Raw genomic sequence first — 18,821 nt, forward strand, 5'->3', positions numbered from 1 at the left:
AATAAGAGCCGTGTATATTTTTGAACATGGCTCTTGTTTTTTATTAAAATTCTCCGAAATATCCCGGGGGAGAGTTTTCTCCTGCTCTTTTTCTATCGGCTTTTTTACTTCCCATCGTGTTAAAGCGGTAAGATATCGTCAGCATGTAATAATTCTGGGTATTTGTACTGTATCTGGTTTGCGTGTAAAGGTCTTGGATGCTGTAATTCAATAAATTCCTTTGGCGCAATAAATCCATTGCTTTGAATCTTACTTGAAGTTGTTTCCGTTTTAAGAATTTCTTCCCGATCTCCATGTTTAACATGCTATTAGATTGGTTGATATTCCCGCCTTTTTTACTTAGCGTGTAGCTATAAGAATAATCTCCGGCGAGAATGAATTCTTTCCAGAATACCCATTTGACGTTAGCGTTGACGGATTGACTGAAAGAACTGGACCCTTCCGTTGTCGTGCTTGTTGAAGAAGTGTAAGAGGTCGAAGATCGAATATTGTAATCCAAGTTTTCTGAAACATTACTCGTGATCCCTAGATTGAATGAGGCCCTGTGTGAATTGGTAATATTCTTGATATTATCGTAGATCGACGGGCTTCTGGAATAACTGTAAGATAAGGAGGGGCTTAATCTTAATTTGAGAGCGTTGATCCCGAACGAGTAACTGGAATTCATGGAGATACTCCATTGACCATTTAAGTTTATAGGCGTGGAAAGCCGGGCTCTGCGCAATATCTCGTAACCATTGATAATCGTATCGTTTTCGATAAATTGGGTAGCGGTGGCTATATTATTGAACGAGTTATTGAAATTAAGCCCTACATTTAGAAAGTTGAATTTTTCTTCTGAAATTTTTGAACTGCTGAAACTGAGAGAGGCTGATTGTGAAAATGTTTTTTTCAAATCGGGATTACCTTTGGATACACTTAACTGATCACTGACGTCCAATACATCTTGCAGTTGACTTGCACTGGGTGAACTTGTATTTCCATTATAGCTAAAGTTTAAATTGCTTCTTTCTGTCAGAGAATAGTTGAAATTGAATTGAGGAGAAAGATTCAAGTAATTATTTTTCACGAGTGAATCCGGGGCGTTTAAATACTCGTATTTGTTTTCTTCACTGGATAAATTAATGGAACCACCCCCGTTGAACGAGAATTTTTCTTTGTAATAGTTGTAATTGACCCCGATATTGTTATTTATTCTGGTATTACTGATTTTGTTCGTGAGAGAGGTGTCAATACCTATGATTTCGGTAAAAAGAGCGTCTTTATAAGATATACTCTCTTTATCCGATTCGTCCTGACTGTAGCTTAACGAGTAATTGAAAGATAAACGGGCGTGTTCGGTCAAAGGTTCGGAATAGGATACGGAACCCGTTAATGAATTTGAAAAGCTTTTTGTACTGTTGAGCAGGTTACGCAAAGTATCTCTTTTGTTGATAATACTACTGTCTTGTTGTATCCCGTCGCTTTTCGTGTCACTGACATTTATATTTCCGTTTATCGTTAATGTCCGTCCTCTTTTGGCAAACCCATGCATCCACGAGAAATTTCCACCGAAAGAATAAGAATCGTTATGGTTTTGGCTTTTGGCATTTGTGATATTTAATGTATCACCGTCTTGAATACTATTTCCCAATCTGATGGAGCGGCTATCCGATTTGCGTAACGAGAATGACGGGGAGAAGCTGATCCTGTCTTTTTCACTGATTTCATAACTGAAGCGGGTATTGACGCTATGGCTGGAACTCTCGGACCAAGAGTGATTCTCGTTCTCGTAAATTTTACTTTGGTAACTTTCTGATGGGAAATAATCCTGTCGGGTAGAACTGGCAGAGTAGGATTCGTTATCGCTACCACTATAACCGCCGGTTAGTTCCAGACCTTTTTTGAAAGTATTGAAAAAGTCCATGCCGAAGTTTTTACCCCTGTTGTGTCCCCCTTTTCCCTTGTAAGAGGCGTTAGGTAAATCCGAACCTTGATTCGTGTTACGCAAACTTCCCCGGATAGAGAATCTGCGTTTACGATTGAACGCGTTCGCGTTCGCATCCAGATTGTAGTTGTTGTTTTTGAAAGAATCTTCGACATCATCCGATATGCCGTAACCTAATCCGGCTTTACCGAATATTTTTAATTGATCCGGATTCTTGGTTTCAATATTCAAAGAGCGGAATTTCTTACCGTCATTGTAACCGGAGAAATTCGCTTCCTCACTTTTTCCGTCAAACATCTTGATTTTAGAAACGATATTTGCCGGTAAGGTTTGTAGGGCTGCCATCGGGTTATCAAGGAAATATTCCGTGCCGTCAATATAGATGCGTTTGACTTCTTCCCCGTTTGCCATGAGTTTGCCGTCCACGAGTTCAAACCCCGGTAATTTTTTTAATAAATCTTCCAGTTCCGCGTCTTCCGGGACTTTCACGGCTGCCGCGTTAAATTCGGTTGTATCGCCTCTTTGGATGATAAGAGGCGGTTTTGCCGTGATAACAACTTCATCCAGTTCTTCCGGTAAAAGTTTAATAATTCCCACGTTTGTATCCGCTTGTACCAGATATTTTTTGGTCGTGGGTCTGAATCCGACATAAGAGGCGGTAACGATTACTTCCCCTGCCGGTATATCCTTTAGCGTGAATTCGCCCATGGCGTCCGTTACCGTGGTAGGTTTCTTTTCGGCTCCCAAGTATATATGGGCTCCCGGTAATGTATCGTCATCCGAATCCCCGACGATAACACCTTTAATCGTGTGTACGACGGTTTTCTTTTCCTGTTGTTTGACAGTATCTTTTCTTACCGTATCCCTTACCTGCGTTTGAGCCAGTAGTGACACGGGACTAACGGTCATCAGTAAAATAAAGGCTATTTTGAAAATATGGTGTAACATGATTTTTCTTTTCTATTTTAAACAAAAATAGATATAATATTATGGAACAGCCATAATAAAAGGCGGGTTTATGATTTCTTTAAATACTGTTTTAACAAATAATTTAGAAGTTTGTTAGAAAGTGATACAAGCGTGTATTCCCGGTCGTTTTTCGATAATCGTGGGAGAGAGGGAGATGCTGCTCCTTCCGTATGGCTTCGTGAATATATAGCTACTTCCGACACCGATGGCAGCCCCGCATAGAATGTCCCACCAGTCATGTCGGTCACAATGAGTTCTGGTCCAAGCCACGTATCCCGAAAGGAGATAGGCGGGGATTCCGAATTTCCAGCCGTAACGCCGTTGTATAAATGAGGCTCCTTGAAAAGTAACTGTCGCGTGTCCTGACGGAAAAGCGTGATGATTGCTACCGTCAGGGCGTTTTTTCCGAATGGTATGTTTTAGAATATAACTTACTCCCACGGCGGTCACGGCGGAAAAGACGAATTGTTTAGTGCCTTGGTAGTCTTTTTTCAATAATGTTGTTGCTAGGCAAGCGACAGGAGTCGCGTAGTAAATGATATCACCGGAAGTTTCTATCGCTTTCTTTTGGGCTGCTAGACGGGGGATGAATATTATATTCAAGAGAAAAAATAGGCTGCAAAATAGACAGAGTGATTTTTTTTTTGCGAAAGGCTGTTGTTTCATCTTGTTGATTATTAAAAGGTCGCCGCAAATGTATAAAAAATGTGCAACAAGAAGTCGAAAAAAAATGATTTATCATTTCCAAATTTCAAAAATAGTCGTACATTTGCAGCCGTTATCGCCAATTTAGCTCAGCTGGTAGAGCAACGCATTCGTAATGCGTAGGTCTGGGGTTCGAGTCCCCAAATTGGCTCAACTGAAAATCAAACAGTTAGGCATGAAAATAGGCTAAATCAAGAAGGTTTAGCCTATTTTTTTACACAAAAAAGCGGCGTTATTTGTAGTTTTACGGAGCAATGTTTTACGATTGTTTTACGAAAAATAGAGATAAAATGCCTACTTATTCCATAAGCGTACTAAAGCATCAACGAAGAGTTGATGATAAATTTCCGGTTTCAATTCGGGTGACGCATAATCGTCGATCTGCATATTTAAAGACAGATTTTTACGTGGTAACCCAACAGTTGAATAAATCTTTTGAAGTAAAGGATAAAATTCTCTTGAAATTATTATTGGAGAAAATAGAGGATTGCGAGGATATCGTTCTTCGGGGTTTGGGAAACGACGTGAGCAATTACACGGTGAAAGATATCGTGGAGTTCATTAAAAAGAAACAAACTGAAGTTAGTTGTATCGATTTTATTTCTTTCGCGAAGAGGCATATTGCTAGGTTGTTTGAAGTTGGTCGAGAAAAACGGGCGAAACATATTCAGACGACGATAAATGCTCTTGTTGATTTCGCGGGGCAAGAATTGAATATAGTAAAGATCACATCTAAATTTTTAGAGAGATTCGAGGAATTCTTGAGATCGGAAAGAACGATCGTGAGGATAAATCAATTTGGACGAGAGGTAGCAACTAAAAGAAAGCCATTGACAGATACGGGGGTGCATGATTATATGGCGGATGTGCGTGCGGTGTTTAACGAGGCAATCGATTTTTACAATGATGATGAACTTGGTGATCCCGTGATAAAGCATTACCCATTCCGGAAGTTTGAAATAGTGAAACCGAATCCTCCAAAGAAGAAGAATATTTACTTGGAGAATATTCGTAAAATCATGAATCTTGAAAATGGTTTGAAACGTCATGATCTTGCCCGAGATGTTTTCATGCTCTCTTTTTTTCTTGTAGGTATGAACACTGTTGATATGTTCAAGATTCCTTATTCAAGTCGCAGGAATGGGAGAATAACTTATCAAAGGAGCAAGACGAAAGATAGGAGGGAGGATTATGCCGAAATTTCGATAAAAATTGAGCCGGAAGTGGAAAGGTTGATGAGAAAATATGCTGATCCGGCTAAAGTTCATTTATTTTCGTTCTATAAATTGTATAAAGATAGTTCAACGTTCAATAATGCCGTGAATAAAGGTTTTAAGCAAGTTATACGAGAGATTAACGAAAGTATCGAGAAGGAGATAAAAGAGGCTAAAATTAAGCGAGAAAAGGAAGAATTGCGAAATTTTCTAGTACCGGAAGACACGAGGGCTTATTCGGTTCGTCATTCATGGGCTACAATAGCAAGAAATGTGTTGAATATCTCCAAGGATGATATTGATCTTTGTTTAAATCACGTGAATGAGGCGCATAAAATGGCTGATGTTTATATTGATAAGGATTTTACAAGGATTGATTTGGCGAATAGAAGAATGATCGATTTGTTGTTTCAGACAGAAGATTAAATAAGTATTTTACGGTTGCATGAAAATATTGATGATATTATTTTGTGTTGCAACTAAATTTAGTTACATTTGTAATAAGAATAAAGAATATGGGAACTAAAGAAAAGTTGGTTGAACGTTTTAAAAAGCTACCTAAAGATTTCACTTACGAGGAAACTCTAAAATTACTATCTATTTTTGGGTATTATGAGCATAATAAAGGAGCGACTTCGGGGTCTCGGGTTCGATTTAAAAATGAACAAACAGGGCAGTATATTGATATTCATAAACCCCATCCGGGTAGTATAATGAAGGAATGGATGATGAAAACGGTATATCAACATTTGAAAAGTAATGGTTTAATAAAATAGAAACGGGAAAAATTATGGATTACTTGGAATACAAAGGTTATAAAGGATCCGTCGAGTATAGTAAGGCTGATAATTGTCTTTTTGGGAAAGTGCTCGGGATGAGTAAAGATTTGATTCTTTACGAGGGGAATACTATTGATGAATTACGTGCAGATTTTGAGGCTGGTATTGATAATTACATTGCAGGTTGTGTGGCTGACGGGATGGAACCTCGTAAGCCTTATAGTGGGACTTTGAATATTCGAATTTCACCAGAAATTCATAGTAAGATTGCCATGCTTGCGCAGGAAGCTGGGACTACTATAAACGGGTATATCAAACAAGCTTTAGAAGAGCAACTTAAATTAGCACATCAATAAGAATCGGGCTATTATGAGTTTGAAAGAAATTAGTAAAGATATTTACAATGTGGATGCATGGATGGATGAACAATACGGTAAGGTAGGAAGTCCTGAACGGGAAGAGTTTCGTAAAGAGGCTTGTGCTTATTGTGTGGGACAGATTATTCATGATGCAAGGAAGCAAGAAAAAAATGATACAAACAGAACTTGCTTAAAAAAATAGGAATGAATAAATCTCATATATCTAAGATAGAAAATGAAATTATAGAACCGGGTGTCGGGTTGTTTCTTCGAATCCTTGATGCTCCCGGTTTGAGATTTGATATTGTAAAACCGATGATGTAAAGGTATCTAAGTCGAGAAAGTCATGGACACTCCCTAACAAAAGAAACCCCGTTACAGTTATTCTGTTTCGGGGTTTTATTTACTTGGAGTAAAAGTGGTGAGTTATTAAAATTTCTGTTTTTTCCTCGCTTCTGTTGTATTATTTTGCGAAATAGGTACTATATATAATCAGATATTTCTCTATCTTCCGGAATATAGCCAAGTTCTTTATTTTTAACTAGGAATAAGTGGGCTAATTTTAAATATTCGTTGGGTGTTTGACTCCATTGAGTTAAAATATCAATGACATCTTCCATTCTTTCCATATAACTCATTCGTGAATCTGCCCCTCTTTTCCCGTATTTGATATTTTCTTTTTCTTTACCTGATAAGAATATTGATTTCAATTCAAGTATTGGTTTCCTGATTTTTGTATCTTGGGGAAGTATCTTTAATAGAAAAGCTTGTATTCCGTTATAAAATAAATCGTATGACTTGTCTGGGTCTTCGATAGTTTGTGCGTCAATAAGTTTTGTGAGTTCTTTTATTTCTGCATCATCTTCTTGAGTTATTTCAAATAATAATTTTTCTTGATCGTGTTGTTGTGATTCAACAATTTGTCTTGCGGCGTTAATGAAATCCTCTAGTTTTTCTTTGCGTACTGCCATGGTTATGATATTTTGTGGTTATAAAATTCTTGTAATATGGATGTTGCTTCTTGAATTGTTCTAAAGTCTTCTGGTTTGTAAATAATATTCTTTAGTGCAATATCGGATTTTAATAAATATTTTGAGTATTTGGCAAAGCCTTCTTTTTGCTTGTATTGAGGTAATTTGTCAAGGTATTGCCCATATATAATGCTATTGTGGATTCCTCTTTTTTGGGCAATAACATCAATTTTGTAAGGTATTTGAATTACTTTTTCTGCAATTGCAAATGTTTTTGGACCGAGTAATACATCTGAAGCAAATTGATCTGCATCCTCTTCAGAAACAAATATATCTTTATTTTCAGCGTCTGATATATGAATATTAGTTTTTTCGATGTATTCGTAATCGTTTATGATGTGATAGAGTTCATGGAGTAGTGTGTGCCATAGTTTATCATATCTTTTACCAAGATCTGTTACGATTATACAAGGTTTGTTGTTTACAAGCATACTTACGCCATAAGCCGTGGTTTGAGTTAGATATGATTGTACTAGCACCGTGATTCCAAGACGATATAAAACGCAAAGAACGAGCGTGAAGCCGTTTTTGGTGTCTGTCGTATATTTTTTTGCTTGCTTGAGAAATTCAATAAGAAATTCGCGATTGTATTGATATGGATTTTTTATTCTTGAAAATGTTTCTTGGGCGCATGTTAGCCAGAAGTTTAACATTTTCTCTTGTTTGGAGATATTTTTTCCGTGATTGGATTTACTATATAATGGAGAAAGTGAGTTTATTCCACCATAATCGAAAATGGACCTTAAGCCTAAAAATTCACATAATCTTTTTTCGATATCTTCGTATTGGTTTATAGAATGTATAATCTTACACTTTTTTAGCCCCTCTAGATCAAAATTGTTCAAGAGGAATGCTATTTTTTTGGTTTTATTTACTTGCTCTAATTCTTCTTTGGACATATTGGATGTACATAATAGCATGAAATCTTTTGAGTCCAGATTGAAAAGATTCATTATTTTTAATACATGATTGATTTTATAATCTGTCACAGAACCATTCATTATTCCTTTTATTGTTTTTCTATCAATATCAAGAATTTTTGAAAGTGCAAGTATGGATAAATTGTGCTCTACAGAATAATCATATAATAAATCTCGAATTGATTTTTGTTGATCAATGTCTCTATTTTCCAAATTTCTAATTACCCGTAATTTCATAGTATTGTCCTTTTGTGGACAAAAATACGAAAAAATATAACATATACTGCTATTTTATTGTCCTTTTGTGGTCAATAAAATGGTTGTTGTTGTGTAGAGATTTATATTGGTATTAAAAGTTTTGTTTATTTGTTGATTATCAGTTGGTTTTGTATTTACGCCCATCTACTGATACTTGCCACTGCCACGACTAACGCCATGTCGTGAATATCTATAACAGGATAGTAAAACGGTTTGAAGCCTTCTTCCTTGTTGAAAGATTCTAATAGTAAATAGCCTTCTCTGTCTGATTCCTGTACGATTTTAACCATAACACCCTCGGAAGTAGCTAAAGCGTAAACTTCGCCATACCGAACAACACCGGAACGGCATTTAACACACCCGATGTAATCACCTTCTTTGACGCTACGATCCGGGTATTCACGATTTATCATGCTTCGTCCTTTGGCTCGAATCGTGAAGTCTGCTCCTTCCATTCCCGGGATATTGTAAACGGGACATTCTTTTCTCATTACGGAAACATCAAAGCCTTGACTGGGACCGCAATATGCTTCTACGGACTCAATATGGGGAATGCCGATACTTGCTTCTTCCACGTGTGGAATTTCTGTGTCTTCTTTTAACATATTACCCTCGCCAGTAAGAAGCCAAGCTGTATTTAATTGAGGATAGATAGCCGTTATTTTTTCAAGGGATGATTTTCTGATACTATCTCCGACATTATTCACAAAACCTGTCGATAAAGTAACTTTTTTTTCAAAAGCACCTTGGCTGATTTTTAGATATTGAAGAAATGAAATTAGTCGTTCTTTTGTTGTCATGCTGAAATATTTTCTGTATTTTTACTTGATGTACCATTACAAATGGTTTTATGGATGTTTTATTGTTGAAATATGTTTTATGATAATCTATATATGATTGTCGGGATGTAATAAGGTGTTTTATTCGTTTCTATTTCTTATTTTTTTATACATATCTTTGGATTTTTTCCTTGAATTTGAGTATAAGATTAGAAATATTACTCCAATAATTAAAGAAATCGCAATAGAAGCAATAAAAAAACCTTTTATTATTGCAGATTTAAATTCGCACGTTGCTATTGATGTGAGTAGGGTTATGCATATAGAAAATAAAGCAATAGATACATTTAAGTATATACCTCCATTGTCGCCTTCTTCTAAAATAGTTAGTTCTGCATCTGTTACTTCATATACAATAATTTGTCCGATTCTATTGACACAAATTGTAGAAGATTTATATCCAGTATCTCCCGAAACGAGATTTGGATTGTTTTCTAATTGTTGTTGTGTGGCGTTTTTTTTGACATCTTCCATGATACCTATATATTCGTTTTCAACCAGCTATCAATATTTATGGGTAGGTTCCATGATGCATCAATACTTGATTTTATAATGAAAATTTGGCAATTGTTTGAAAAACGTTGTAGTATATAATTTTTTAGAGATGTACTTGTTTCGGATTGAGAACGTTTTATGGCATAAATGTTTGGTAATATTTTTTGGTAATTACCTAAAAAACGTAGCATGTTTTCAAATGTAGTGATGGAATGGAGGCTATTAAGTTCAACGCATATAATAAAAACTTTATCATTCATATGTTTAATTTTTAGTAGGTTATGATGCAAATTGATGAATATGATTTAAAAGAATTAAAAGTGTTATTAATTCTTTGTTTAGTATTACTGTGTTTTATTATAGGTATTCTTGTTTTTTTCATTTGTTTAATTATACTTTAGTGTATATTCTCAAGTACATTTTGTTTTGTTAAATAATACAAATACAGAATTATTTTCTGTATTTGTATTTGATTACTGAATTAAATTCAGTAATATTGCATCATCAAACTTAACAATCAAGTTACTATTCAACTTGAAAATGTTTGAACTGATTTGCAAACATAATAATTAATACTTAAAAAACATAACGAAATGAACGAAATTCTAGTTAGGTACGGGGATGTAACAAAATTATCCAAAATGTGTGGATGTACAATTCAATCTGTTCGTCTTGCATTAAAAGGTTATGTCGAGAGTGATTTGGCAACAAAGGTTCGTAAGGAAGCCATCTCTCTTGGTGGAGTTGAAATAAAAAGAAGGAGGCGAGTAATTTAACGTGAGGATTATTTAATTATGACTCAAGCTGAATATACTGCCCAGCAGTTAAAAGAAATTAAAGCAGCTCTAGACAAGAGGGTTGCAGACGTGAAGCTTACCGTCCATGAAACTCTCGTGCAGAGAGGTGATGCTGCCCCGTTTATATCTAAAAATAAAGCATACAAGATATACGGGAGAGATGTAGTGGATAGTTGGATAAAGTGGGAGCTTCTTCCCGAGATTAAAGATGGGGATCGGAATTGTAGGATTCGTTTAGAAGTTGCTCGTTTGATTGCTTTGTCCGAGAGAATGAACAGGTGCGAGTTTTATCAACATGAACGAGAATCAGAAATCTAATACCGGTATTATGAAAAAGAAAAAATACAACATGGATCGGAATTTCCGGAAGGAAATGTTAAGCCAAAAGTTTTACAACGAGAAGCCGATAAGGAGGTACAATCACTTGTTGGGAACGCTTGACGCTGAACTTCCGTGGACGAGGGGGACAAAGGATGGGTGTGCGATAGGGATAGGATGTGACGTATTAGTTAAAGTTGATAATACATTAAGTTTACAGGTATGAGTAAAGATGCGTATTATTTCACGCATGACAGTAACGCCAAAGATGACCCGAAATGTGCCTTGTTGATAGATCAACTGGGAATGGAGGGATACGGCATATACTGGATGCTGATAGAGGTGTTGCGAGATCAAGCGGATTACAAATATCCGTTGGCGTTATTACCCTCCCTCGCGAGAAAATATAATACCACCCCCCAAAAAATTGAGGCAGTAATTAGGGGGTACCAATTATTTGTTGTTGAGGGTGGGGTAGTGTTTCTTAGCGAGAGTTTGGTGAGGAGAATGAGCGAGTGGGATGGAGCTAGGTTAAGACGTTCACTTGCAGCTAAAAAGGCTATAGAGGCAAGATGGAATAAAGTCAAGGAATTGCCCGAGAAATGCGATTGTAATACGAACGTATTACCTTCGAATTACGGAGTTATACAAGGAAAGGAAAAGAAAGAATATATATATATTAAAGAAATAAATAAAGAAAATCCCCCTCGCTCCCCTAAAGGGGAAGTTGATCTTTCTTCCCTTAAAGAAAAGTTTGAAATTTTCCGGAAGCAATATCCCGGATCGAAACGAGGGTTGGATACCGAGTTCAACGAGTTCGTGAAAAAATACAAGGGGCACGTTGGGGAAATCGTTCCCGTTTTGCTTCCGGCTTTGGAGAAATTAATCGCTTGGCGAGAACAAGCGGTAAAGCGGGGTGAATTTGTCCCCTCGTTCGCCAATCTAAAAACTTGGTTGAACCAGCGTAGATGGGAAACGGAGTTCCCGGGTGTAGAATCTTTAAACACGAGCGAGAATGAAAGGACAAGCGTTAAATTCGATTGAGGAACAGGTGTTGCCCCGGGCGATCGAGCTGGAAAAAGCGGTACTTGGAGCGATAATGGTGGAACCGGGTGCCTTGTCGAAGGTTCTCGGGATTTTGCAGGCAGATTGTTTTTACCTTCCCGTGCACCGGGAGATTTTTAACGAGATTGTTCGGTTGGATTCCTCTCATCGCCCGGTGGATTTATTGACGGTGGCGCAAGGGATGCTGAATAACGTCGTGTTGAAGGATAACGGGGGGATGCATTACTTGTCGGGGTTGACGTCTTTGGTAGCGGGAGGAACGAATATCGGTGAACACGCCCGGATTATCAAGCAACGTTATATCGCTCGTGAATTGATGTTGGCGTGCGACAGGATAAAACGTTCTGCCCATGATCCGGCGGTTGACGTGGCTGACGTAATGGATGGCGTTAACGGGGAAATCGACCGGATAAACGCTATCGTTGCCGGGGAGGGAGGGATGAAGCACGTCCGGGGCGTGATAAAAGGGGCGTTGGAGGCTTACGAGGTTAGAAGGGATAACCGGGCAAAAGGAGTGTTTACCGGGATACCGACGGGATTCATGGAGCTGGACGAGATGACGGGGGGATGGCAAGAGGGGCAGTTTGTCGTGATCGGGGCACGCCCGAGCATGGGAAAAACAGCCGTGGGGCTGAACATGGTAAAGGCGGCGGCGAGAAATGGAATCCCGGCGTGCGTGTACTCGCTAGAGATGTCTGACGTGTCATTGGCGAATAGGTTGCTGTTGTCGGAGTGTGATATATCGGCGGAACGTTTCAAGAGCGGGGAGTTGACAGACATGGAGATAGAGAGTTTGCACAAGGCTGCCGGGAGATTGCAGGGGTTACCGATTTACATCGATGATAAACCCTCGGTAACGATAAACTACATCCGGAACCACTCCCGGCTGATGCACAAGAAGGGGAAATGCGGGTTGATTGTCGTGGATTACTTGCAGCTTACAGGGAGTCAAGTTGAGAATAACCGTAACCGGGAGCAGGAAGTTTCTAATATCAGCCGGACGGCTAAGATCATCGCTAAGGAACTGAAAGTTCCGTTCGTGATGCTTTCCCAGTTGAACCGGGAATGCGAGAAAAGGACGGACAAAAAGCCAATGTTGGCGGATTTACGGGAATCGGGTTCGATAGAGCAAGATGCCGATGTTATCTGCCTCTTGTATCGCCCGGGGTATTACAAGATCGAAGATATTGAATACGGGAATTCTCGGGTTTCATCCAAAGGAGTCGGGGTGTTGATCGTGGCGAAACAGAGGGACGGGAAAACGGGATATGTTTTTTTTAGACACAACCCGAGTATGACGAAGTTTTACCCGTTCAAGGGAGGAATGCCGTTTTAGGTGTTTTTCCTTGATTTTAGGATGTTGTTTTGGGTGTTTTGATACAAGTAGTTGGTTTGAAAATATAATTGCTTAAAACGAATAAAAACGATAAAATCAAGCGTGATGATAAAATCGAAAAATAAAGTGAACGAACCTTTCGAAGTGAGCGTGAATGGCGAGAGAATGGTTATCGTGGCAAAGAAGGTGGGAAATTCGATGGACTCCCCGTGTGATTTTTGTGATTTACGGGATGTCACGAAAACGCTCAAGGGAGGTGCCACGCCGCGTAATTGTCACGGTGTTGTACCGTCTTGTTTCGCTAACCAACGGGAGGATAATACTAGCGTTATTTACAAGCGAATAAAATAACAGAAATGCCAATAAAACCTAAACCACAAAAGCGTCCGTGGGTACCCGAACGAGTGCCTAACGACAAGATGCAACGCCGGGTTAGAAGTGCCCCGGAGTATCACACGTCCCGGTGGACGAAAGAAAGCCGGGCGTTCAGGGCTGAACACCCGCTTTGCAAGTTGTGCGAGGCGGAAGGAATCATTCATGAATCGGAGGTGGTGGATCACGTTATTCCTTTCCCGTTATGCGGGGATTTCTGGAATAAAGAGAATTGGCAGGCAATCTGTCAGCGACACAATATCGAGAAAGGTAACCGGGATAAAAAAATGTTAAATGGAAGAGATCGTGATACAAGTAATCGATGAAGTACGACAAAGCAAGGCGGAGCGTGGGGTTGTACCTACACACGTGTTGTATTACAAGGATTTACTTCCGGAAGTTAGAGCGAGGGTTTTGGTTGCTATCGAGAATCTCGTGTCGTCCGGCAAGTTGACAATGGTAAACACGATAAACGACACGGCTTATGATCTCGGTGATTGAATTGATAAATCCATCCGGGCAAAGAAAAGAGATGCCAACGAGCGAGTATATTGAATTACTGGGAAAATACTTGAAAACGAAGGCTTTTGCCGAATGGAGTAACAAAAGAAATATTTCCGGAACGTTCAAGGTGGGGAAAGAAGAGAGAACGAGCGTTTCGGCTATAGAGATGTTTTTGAAGGATACAGGGTATAAAATTAACATGATAAACAAGTAAGCGCATGGAAGAGAGAAAGGTTAAGCTAGAAATGGAACTTGATAGGGATAGTTTTCAATCAACTTGTTTTCTGCTTGGATTGAAATTGACGGACGAGATGTGGGAAAAAATGATAGAGGAACCCGTGAAGTTGGGTTTTGAAGAGATGGGGGGAAATGTCGTGAAATCTAAAATGACATTCGCGGCATTGGCGATTAGTAAAGTGTTACGCGACATGGAAAAAAATTCAGGCAATAAATTGCAAGACTTGCTGGATGGTATGACGAGATGAAAGCAAAGTGTTATGATACACGGTAGTAAAAAATTATTTGGGGTATGAAATACAAAGATTTTATCCAGAAAATAAGTTTAGTGGTGGAGGAAGAAAAGTTATTACTGCGGGTGGTGGGTAATATTATCTCGATTGATGGTAAATTTTTCTATGAATCCACGATTAATCGTATTCAGCGGCTTTTGCAACTTTATGGAGAATGCGAGTGGTGGATATTGCCGTCTGATGTATTGCTAGGTGGTGTGATGTATAAAGTGAAAATTTTAAGCTATAAATAGTGATTTAATCATGAAAAAGAAATATAGAATTGTTCCGAGCGAAATTGGAAAATATTACAAAGTTGAATGTTGGAGGTGGTATTTCCCGTTTTGGGTTAATATCGCTTATTGGCGTGATTTTGAAACGGTAGATGAAGCCAAAACATTTATTATTCAGATGGAAAATCCAATTTATTTTTAAACGATTTGAACCATGAAAATATTAGTCAGTTTTAGCGGTGGTAAGGACAGCCAAGCGTGCCTGATTAAAGCCGTGCAAGAATACGGATCAGATAAAATAGAAGCAGTATTCTGCGATACGGGGTGGGAACATCCGGATACGTATAAACATGTAACGGGTACTTGTCGAAAAATGAGGGTGAAATTGGTTATCTTGAAAAGTAGAAAATATACAGATTTTGTTGATATGGCAATTAAGCGGTCACGGTTCCCATCCTCTCAACGTCGATTTTGTACATCGGAATTGAAAATAAAACCGATGATTGATTACATACTTTCGTTGAATGAATCTTGTTTAATAATACAGGGAGTTAGGGCGCAAGAAAGTGAAGAGCGTTCTAAACTTCCTTACGAGTGTAATTACTTCGGGGAGTATCACGAGCGAGTGAAAAAGACGCGTAAAGGGAAAAAAATAGAGGTTTGGAAACAAGATTATAGGCGAAAAGACGTGCTAAAATGGTGTGCACAAAACGATGCAAGTGTATCACGTCCTGTATTCCGGTGGTCTGGGCAAAATGTGATAGATTATATTCTTGCCGCTGGACAATTACCTAATCCCTTGTATCGTAAAGGATTTTCCCGGGTAGGATGTTACCCGTGTGTAATGTGTCGCAGGTTAGAAGTGAAGTTAATCAGTAAAGACGAATGGGGGGCAAGGAGATTGATGGAAGCGGAACAACGGATGAAAATGGAAACTCTCAAAGGATCGTCATTCTTTGCGCCGGGATACATACCCGTGAGATTTTGTAAAAATAAAATATATCCTACCGTTCAAGAAGTGTTTGATTACGTGAACCGGGATGACGCGGGAATGGAAGATATGTTCGAGCCGGAAGGTGGGTACACCTGTATGAGCTTGTATCATGGATTGTGCGAGTAAAATGATTCAATTAGGTAGCATGGCGAAGCGGGAGATATACACGAAGATAGTAATCTGCCCCCATTGCGGGGGCGAGGGTTACACGAAAAAATGGAATGATCGAGAGCGTGAATACGATAGCGTGATATGCACCATCTGTGGGGGAATGAGAGTATTAAGGAAGATTGTAAGGATAGAATACGAGAAGGTTGGAAATGAAGTCAATAAACGAGATAATTAGCGAATTTTTAAGCTATCAGGATGTGAATGATTTAAGTCGCAAGGAGTACAAGTCGGTTATTAACTATTTCACTCGTTGGGTAGTTATAAATGGACTTGATTTCTATCACTTAAAGAAATCTGATATTCTCCGGTACAAGTCAGATATGTTGCACGAGAAACTATCCGTGTACACGATCGGGTTGTATCTCACGGTAGTTCGGAAATTATTTGATTTTCTTTGTCAACAAGGATTTTATGAAGATAACATAGCGTTAGGCATAAAATCGCCGAAGAAAGATAGGGAGTACAGGAAAGGATACTTGTCAACAGAACAGGTGAAGCAATTACTCGGGATTATTAATAGGGATACAATCGTGGGTAAAAGGGATTATGCTATCGTGTCCCTGATGGTGCGTACTGGTGTTAGGCGTGTTGAAGTTTGCCGGATGAAAGTCGGGGATATAACGAACGGGGAACGTGCGTTAATTCGTTTACAACGCAAGGGGAAGGTTGATAAGAGTTGCAGTATCGGGGTAACGGATAAGGTGTTGGATGTCATACATGATTATCTTGTTTGTCGCAACAGTATGAACGAGGATAGCCCGTTGTTTATCACTCATAAGAAAGGTTATGCTAGCCAAGGATTAAGCGACTTTATTATATCTCGTATGGTAAAGAAGTATCTATGTCTAATAGGATTGGATGACAAACATTACACTTGTCATTCTCTTCGGCATACCGCCGCGATTCTATCCCTCAAAGCTGGGGCAAGTATTTATGATGTACAACAGATGCTAGGACACGCGAGCATAGAAACTACACGAGTCTATTTAAGGGCGATAGACGCCGAGAAGCGAATGGATAATGCAGCAATACGACGGTTGGATGAATTGTTCTAAGAAGTGCTAAAAACGATAAGATAAACTGTTATTCACGTTGAAAAAATAGTCAATGGTTATTAAAGATATAATTTTATGTAGATTTAAAATTTGTTAAAATGGAAAATATTATAGATGAAATCTATCAAAAGAGGTCGTTTTTTAACTCGTTTAGGGGTAGGGGGGTAAAAAACTTTTTAGGTAGAACCTTAAGACCACACGCAAACCCTTTTTTGTGTACGTGCAAAATTGAGAGTTTTCAAGAAAGGGGGTAATATGGCAGGAAGAAAACCAATATCGAATGAACTTAAAGTGTTGAAAGGAACGGACCAACCTTGTCGGATGAGGGATGAAGTGAGGTTCGAGAGAATAACAAAAATTCCCAATCCCCCGAAGTACTTCAATAACCACTCGAAAAGGATATACAAGATCACTGCACAACAATTGGCGGAAAAAGGAATCCTTGATGTGGTAAATATAAACGCCGTGATAATGTATGCCGGGGAGATGGGAAAATACATGGAGGCGCAAGAAGTTTTGGAAAACGAGGGGCGGATATTGACGGAGTACACGAAGTTTGGCGAAAAGAAATACCGGAACCCCTTGGATAAGATGGCGAACGAGTACTACGCTAATGCCATCCGGTTGGCGTGTGAGTTGGGTGTAACTCCGGCTTCAGCAAGTAAGGTGAAGGAAAAACCGAAAGAAGAAAAGGACGAGTTTGATAATATAAACGAAATGTAATCATGGGTAGAGGGAAGGAATATGTAAAGAAAATGCAACGGTACATTGATGAGGTCCTATCCGGGGAACGAAATGCAGGGGTACTGGAAAAGTTGGCGGTACAACGCCATCTTGATGATCTAAAATACTCCGTGGAACGGGGAATTTATTGGGACGAGAAAGCGGCAATGAAAGCGTTATCTTTTTTTACCCTCTTACGGCATTATCAAGGAGAATGGGCGGGTAAAGAATTGATATTGGAAGGTTGGCAGTGTTTTATAATTGCTTCCCTTTTCGGTTGGAAAAAGGTTGGTGGAGTAAGAAGGTTTAATACCGCTTACGTGGAGGTAAGCCGCAAAAACGGTAAAACCTTGTTAGCGGCAGGGATCGGGTTGTACTTGCTTTATTTGGATGATGAACAAGGGGCACAGGTGTTTAGTGCCGCGGTTGACAAAGAGCAGGCGAAGGTGTGTTGGGATGCGGCGGTGGCAATGATCGAGCAATCTACACCCTTGTTGAAGCGGACGTTGTTAAGCAAGAAGGCGATTGCGGTGGAAAGTTCTCGGTCAACTTTCAAGCCTCTTTCCAAGGATACGAAAAACAAGGATGGCTTTAACCCTCACGGGGCGATCATTGACGAGTTTCATAAATGGCCTACTCTTGAAATCTATGACGTGATTCGTTCCGGTATGGGTGCAAGGCGCCAACCCTTGATTTTTATTATCACGACAGCGGGCTTGAATCTCTCCCTGCCTTGTTTCGGGGTGAGAAAAGTAAACGTGGAGATTTTGAAAGGGGCGAAAGTTCAGCACGACCGATTCGTGATGATCTTCTCCATGGACGAGGGGGATGACTGGAAAGATTCCAGCAAATGGGGGAAGGCGATTCCTAACCTTGGTATCTCGGTGAAACCCGAGTTTATGCAGAGCGAATTTACCGCGGTGTTGAACGATCCATCCAAAGAACTGGAGTTTAAAACGAAGAATCTGAACATGTGGGTAGATGCCCCGACGGTGTGGATTCCAGATGACGTGATTCAAGCGAATAATTTTGGCACAACGGACGAGGATTTGAGGGGGAAAGAGTGTTATGCCGGGTTAGATTTATCAAGTACGGATGATATAACAGCCTTGGCTTTGTTTTTCCCGGCTTTGAAACATCCAGTTTTGCGTTTGTTTTTCTGGGTTCCGGAAGCGAAAGTGAAGCAAAAAGCAGATCGGGTGGATTACAGGTTGTGGGTACAACAAGGATTTATCACGGTAACAGAGG

26 protein-coding genes, 1 tRNA gene and 1 pseudogene are annotated in these 18,821 nt (G+C 39.3%); 22 read left to right on the plus strand and 6 right to left on the minus strand.

Annotated features, from left to right (window positions below; genetic code table 11):
• Positions 1-43: 43 nt before the first annotated feature.
• A complete protein-coding gene (locus Q5866_RS12695) occupies positions 44-2,875 on the minus strand; it encodes a TonB-dependent receptor (protein WP_303180601.1) in 2,832 nt (943 codons plus the stop codon).
• Between the two features lie 114 nt (positions 2,876-2,989).
• Positions 2,990-3,499, minus strand: coding sequence for a phosphatase PAP2 family protein (locus tag Q5866_RS12700; protein ID WP_303180603.1), 510 nt, complete (start codon positions 3,497-3,499; stop codon positions 2,990-2,992).
• 180 nt (positions 3,500-3,679) lie between these two features.
• Between Q5866_RS12700 and Q5866_RS12705 the strand changes: the two genes are divergently transcribed.
• The 5 genes and pseudogenes from Q5866_RS12705 (at position 3,680) to Q5866_RS12725 (ending at position 6,277) form a co-directional block, all read left to right on the plus strand.
• A tRNA-Thr gene (locus Q5866_RS12705) sits at positions 3,680-3,752 on the plus strand.
• A gap of 139 nt (positions 3,753-3,891) precedes the next feature.
• Positions 3,892-5,241 carry a phage integrase SAM-like domain-containing protein gene (locus tag Q5866_RS12710; protein ID WP_303180604.1) on the plus strand — a complete coding sequence of 450 codons (1,350 nt, stop codon included), beginning with the start codon at positions 3,892-3,894 and terminating at the stop codon, positions 5,239-5,241.
• Between the two features lie 89 nt (positions 5,242-5,330).
• Positions 5,331-5,591: a type II toxin-antitoxin system HicA family toxin gene (locus Q5866_RS12715; protein ID WP_270593671.1), complete on the plus strand. Its 261-nt coding sequence runs from the start codon at positions 5,331-5,333 to the stop codon at positions 5,589-5,591.
• A gap of 14 nt (positions 5,592-5,605) precedes the next feature.
• Positions 5,606-5,950, plus strand: a complete 345-nt coding sequence (locus tag Q5866_RS12720; protein ID WP_303180605.1) for a type II toxin-antitoxin system HicB family antitoxin — start codon at positions 5,606-5,608, stop codon at positions 5,948-5,950.
• A 13-nt stretch (positions 5,951-5,963) separates the two neighbouring features.
• Positions 5,964-6,277: pseudogene (locus tag Q5866_RS12725) on the plus strand (helix-turn-helix domain-containing protein).
• 158 nt (positions 6,278-6,435) lie between these two features.
• Here Q5866_RS12725 and Q5866_RS12730 read toward each other — a convergent pair.
• From Q5866_RS12730 to Q5866_RS12745, 4 genes are all read right to left on the minus strand, one after another.
• Positions 6,436-6,924, minus strand: coding sequence for a hypothetical protein (locus Q5866_RS12730; protein ID WP_303180607.1), 489 nt, complete (start codon positions 6,922-6,924; stop codon positions 6,436-6,438).
• Positions 6,925-6,926: 2 nt separating this feature from the next.
• The gene (locus Q5866_RS12735; protein WP_303180608.1) at positions 6,927-8,141 is read right to left on the minus strand and encodes an ImmA/IrrE family metallo-endopeptidase; all 1,215 of its coding nucleotides are present in this window, start codon (positions 8,139-8,141) and stop codon (positions 6,927-6,929) included.
• A 155-nt stretch (positions 8,142-8,296) separates the two neighbouring features.
• On the minus strand, positions 8,297-8,962 hold the full coding sequence (locus tag Q5866_RS12740) for a S24 family peptidase (protein WP_303180609.1): 666 nt from the start codon (positions 8,960-8,962) through the stop codon (positions 8,297-8,299).
• Between the two features lie 120 nt (positions 8,963-9,082).
• Positions 9,083-9,475, minus strand: a complete 393-nt coding sequence (locus tag Q5866_RS12745; protein WP_303180611.1) for a hypothetical protein — start codon at positions 9,473-9,475, stop codon at positions 9,083-9,085.
• Between the two features lie 614 nt (positions 9,476-10,089).
• Here Q5866_RS12745 and Q5866_RS12750 point away from each other — a divergent pair.
• From Q5866_RS12750 to Q5866_RS12830, 17 genes are all read left to right on the plus strand, one after another.
• A complete protein-coding gene (locus tag Q5866_RS12750; protein WP_303180612.1) occupies positions 10,090-10,272 on the plus strand; it encodes an ArsR family transcriptional regulator in 183 nt (60 codons plus the stop codon).
• A gap of 18 nt (positions 10,273-10,290) precedes the next feature.
• Positions 10,291-10,611 carry a hypothetical protein gene (locus tag Q5866_RS12755; protein WP_303180614.1) on the plus strand — a complete coding sequence of 107 codons (321 nt, stop codon included), beginning with the start codon at positions 10,291-10,293 and terminating at the stop codon, positions 10,609-10,611.
• 10 nt (positions 10,612-10,621) lie between these two features.
• A complete protein-coding gene (locus Q5866_RS12760) occupies positions 10,622-10,837 on the plus strand; it encodes a hypothetical protein (protein ID WP_303180616.1) in 216 nt (71 codons plus the stop codon).
• The gene (locus Q5866_RS12765; RefSeq protein ID WP_303180618.1) at positions 10,834-11,655 is read left to right on the plus strand and encodes a Lin1244/Lin1753 domain-containing protein; all 822 of its coding nucleotides are present in this window, start codon (positions 10,834-10,836) and stop codon (positions 11,653-11,655) included. The genes Q5866_RS12760 and Q5866_RS12765 overlap by 4 nt, the downstream gene beginning before the upstream one ends.
• On the plus strand, positions 11,627-13,012 hold the full coding sequence (gene dnaB / locus Q5866_RS12770; protein ID WP_303180619.1) for a replicative DNA helicase: 1,386 nt from the start codon (positions 11,627-11,629) through the stop codon (positions 13,010-13,012). The genes Q5866_RS12765 and dnaB overlap by 29 nt, the downstream gene beginning before the upstream one ends.
• A 105-nt stretch (positions 13,013-13,117) precedes the next feature.
• Positions 13,118-13,363 (plus strand): hypothetical protein, encoded by a 246-nt coding sequence (locus tag Q5866_RS12775; RefSeq protein WP_303180620.1) that lies wholly within the window; start codon positions 13,118-13,120, stop codon positions 13,361-13,363.
• A 5-nt stretch (positions 13,364-13,368) separates the two neighbouring features.
• On the plus strand, positions 13,369-13,710 hold the full coding sequence (locus Q5866_RS12780) for an HNH endonuclease signature motif containing protein (RefSeq protein ID WP_303180622.1): 342 nt from the start codon (positions 13,369-13,371) through the stop codon (positions 13,708-13,710).
• Positions 13,679-13,885: a hypothetical protein gene (locus Q5866_RS12785; RefSeq protein ID WP_303180623.1), complete on the plus strand. Its 207-nt coding sequence runs from the start codon at positions 13,679-13,681 to the stop codon at positions 13,883-13,885. Before Q5866_RS12780 ends, Q5866_RS12785 begins: the two co-directional genes overlap by 32 nt.
• Positions 13,869-14,102, plus strand: coding sequence for a hypothetical protein (locus Q5866_RS12790; protein WP_303180625.1), 234 nt, complete (start codon positions 13,869-13,871; stop codon positions 14,100-14,102). Before Q5866_RS12785 ends, Q5866_RS12790 begins: the two co-directional genes overlap by 17 nt.
• Positions 14,103-14,106: 4 nt before the next feature.
• Positions 14,107-14,373, plus strand: coding sequence for a hypothetical protein (locus Q5866_RS12795; protein WP_303180627.1), 267 nt, complete (start codon positions 14,107-14,109; stop codon positions 14,371-14,373).
• A 44-nt stretch (positions 14,374-14,417) separates the two neighbouring features.
• Positions 14,418-14,651, plus strand: a complete 234-nt coding sequence (locus tag Q5866_RS12800; RefSeq protein ID WP_303180628.1) for a hypothetical protein — start codon at positions 14,418-14,420, stop codon at positions 14,649-14,651.
• Positions 14,652-14,661: 10 nt separating this feature from the next.
• On the plus strand, positions 14,662-14,832 hold the full coding sequence (locus Q5866_RS12805; RefSeq protein WP_303180629.1) for a hypothetical protein: 171 nt from the start codon (positions 14,662-14,664) through the stop codon (positions 14,830-14,832).
• Between the two features lie 12 nt (positions 14,833-14,844).
• Positions 14,845-15,750: a phosphoadenosine phosphosulfate reductase family protein gene (locus tag Q5866_RS12810; RefSeq protein ID WP_303180630.1), complete on the plus strand. Its 906-nt coding sequence runs from the start codon at positions 14,845-14,847 to the stop codon at positions 15,748-15,750.
• A complete protein-coding gene (locus Q5866_RS12815) occupies positions 15,734-15,970 on the plus strand; it encodes a hypothetical protein (RefSeq protein WP_303180631.1) in 237 nt (78 codons plus the stop codon). Before Q5866_RS12810 ends, Q5866_RS12815 begins: the two co-directional genes overlap by 17 nt.
• The gene (locus tag Q5866_RS12820) at positions 15,945-16,850 is read left to right on the plus strand and encodes a tyrosine-type recombinase/integrase (RefSeq protein ID WP_303180632.1); all 906 of its coding nucleotides are present in this window, start codon (positions 15,945-15,947) and stop codon (positions 16,848-16,850) included. Before Q5866_RS12815 ends, Q5866_RS12820 begins: the two co-directional genes overlap by 26 nt.
• Positions 16,851-17,105: 255 nt before the next feature.
• Positions 17,106-17,573: a phage terminase small subunit P27 family gene (locus Q5866_RS12825; protein ID WP_303180633.1), complete on the plus strand. Its 468-nt coding sequence runs from the start codon at positions 17,106-17,108 to the stop codon at positions 17,571-17,573.
• 2 nt (positions 17,574-17,575) lie between these two features.
• The coding region (locus Q5866_RS12830) for a terminase large subunit (protein ID WP_303180634.1) at positions 17,576-18,821 on the plus strand (1,246 nt) is incomplete at its 3' end.

The organism is uncultured Butyricimonas sp. (genome assembly GCF_959596855.1).
GTDB lineage: Bacteria > Bacteroidota > Bacteroidia > Bacteroidales > Marinifilaceae > Butyricimonas > Butyricimonas muris.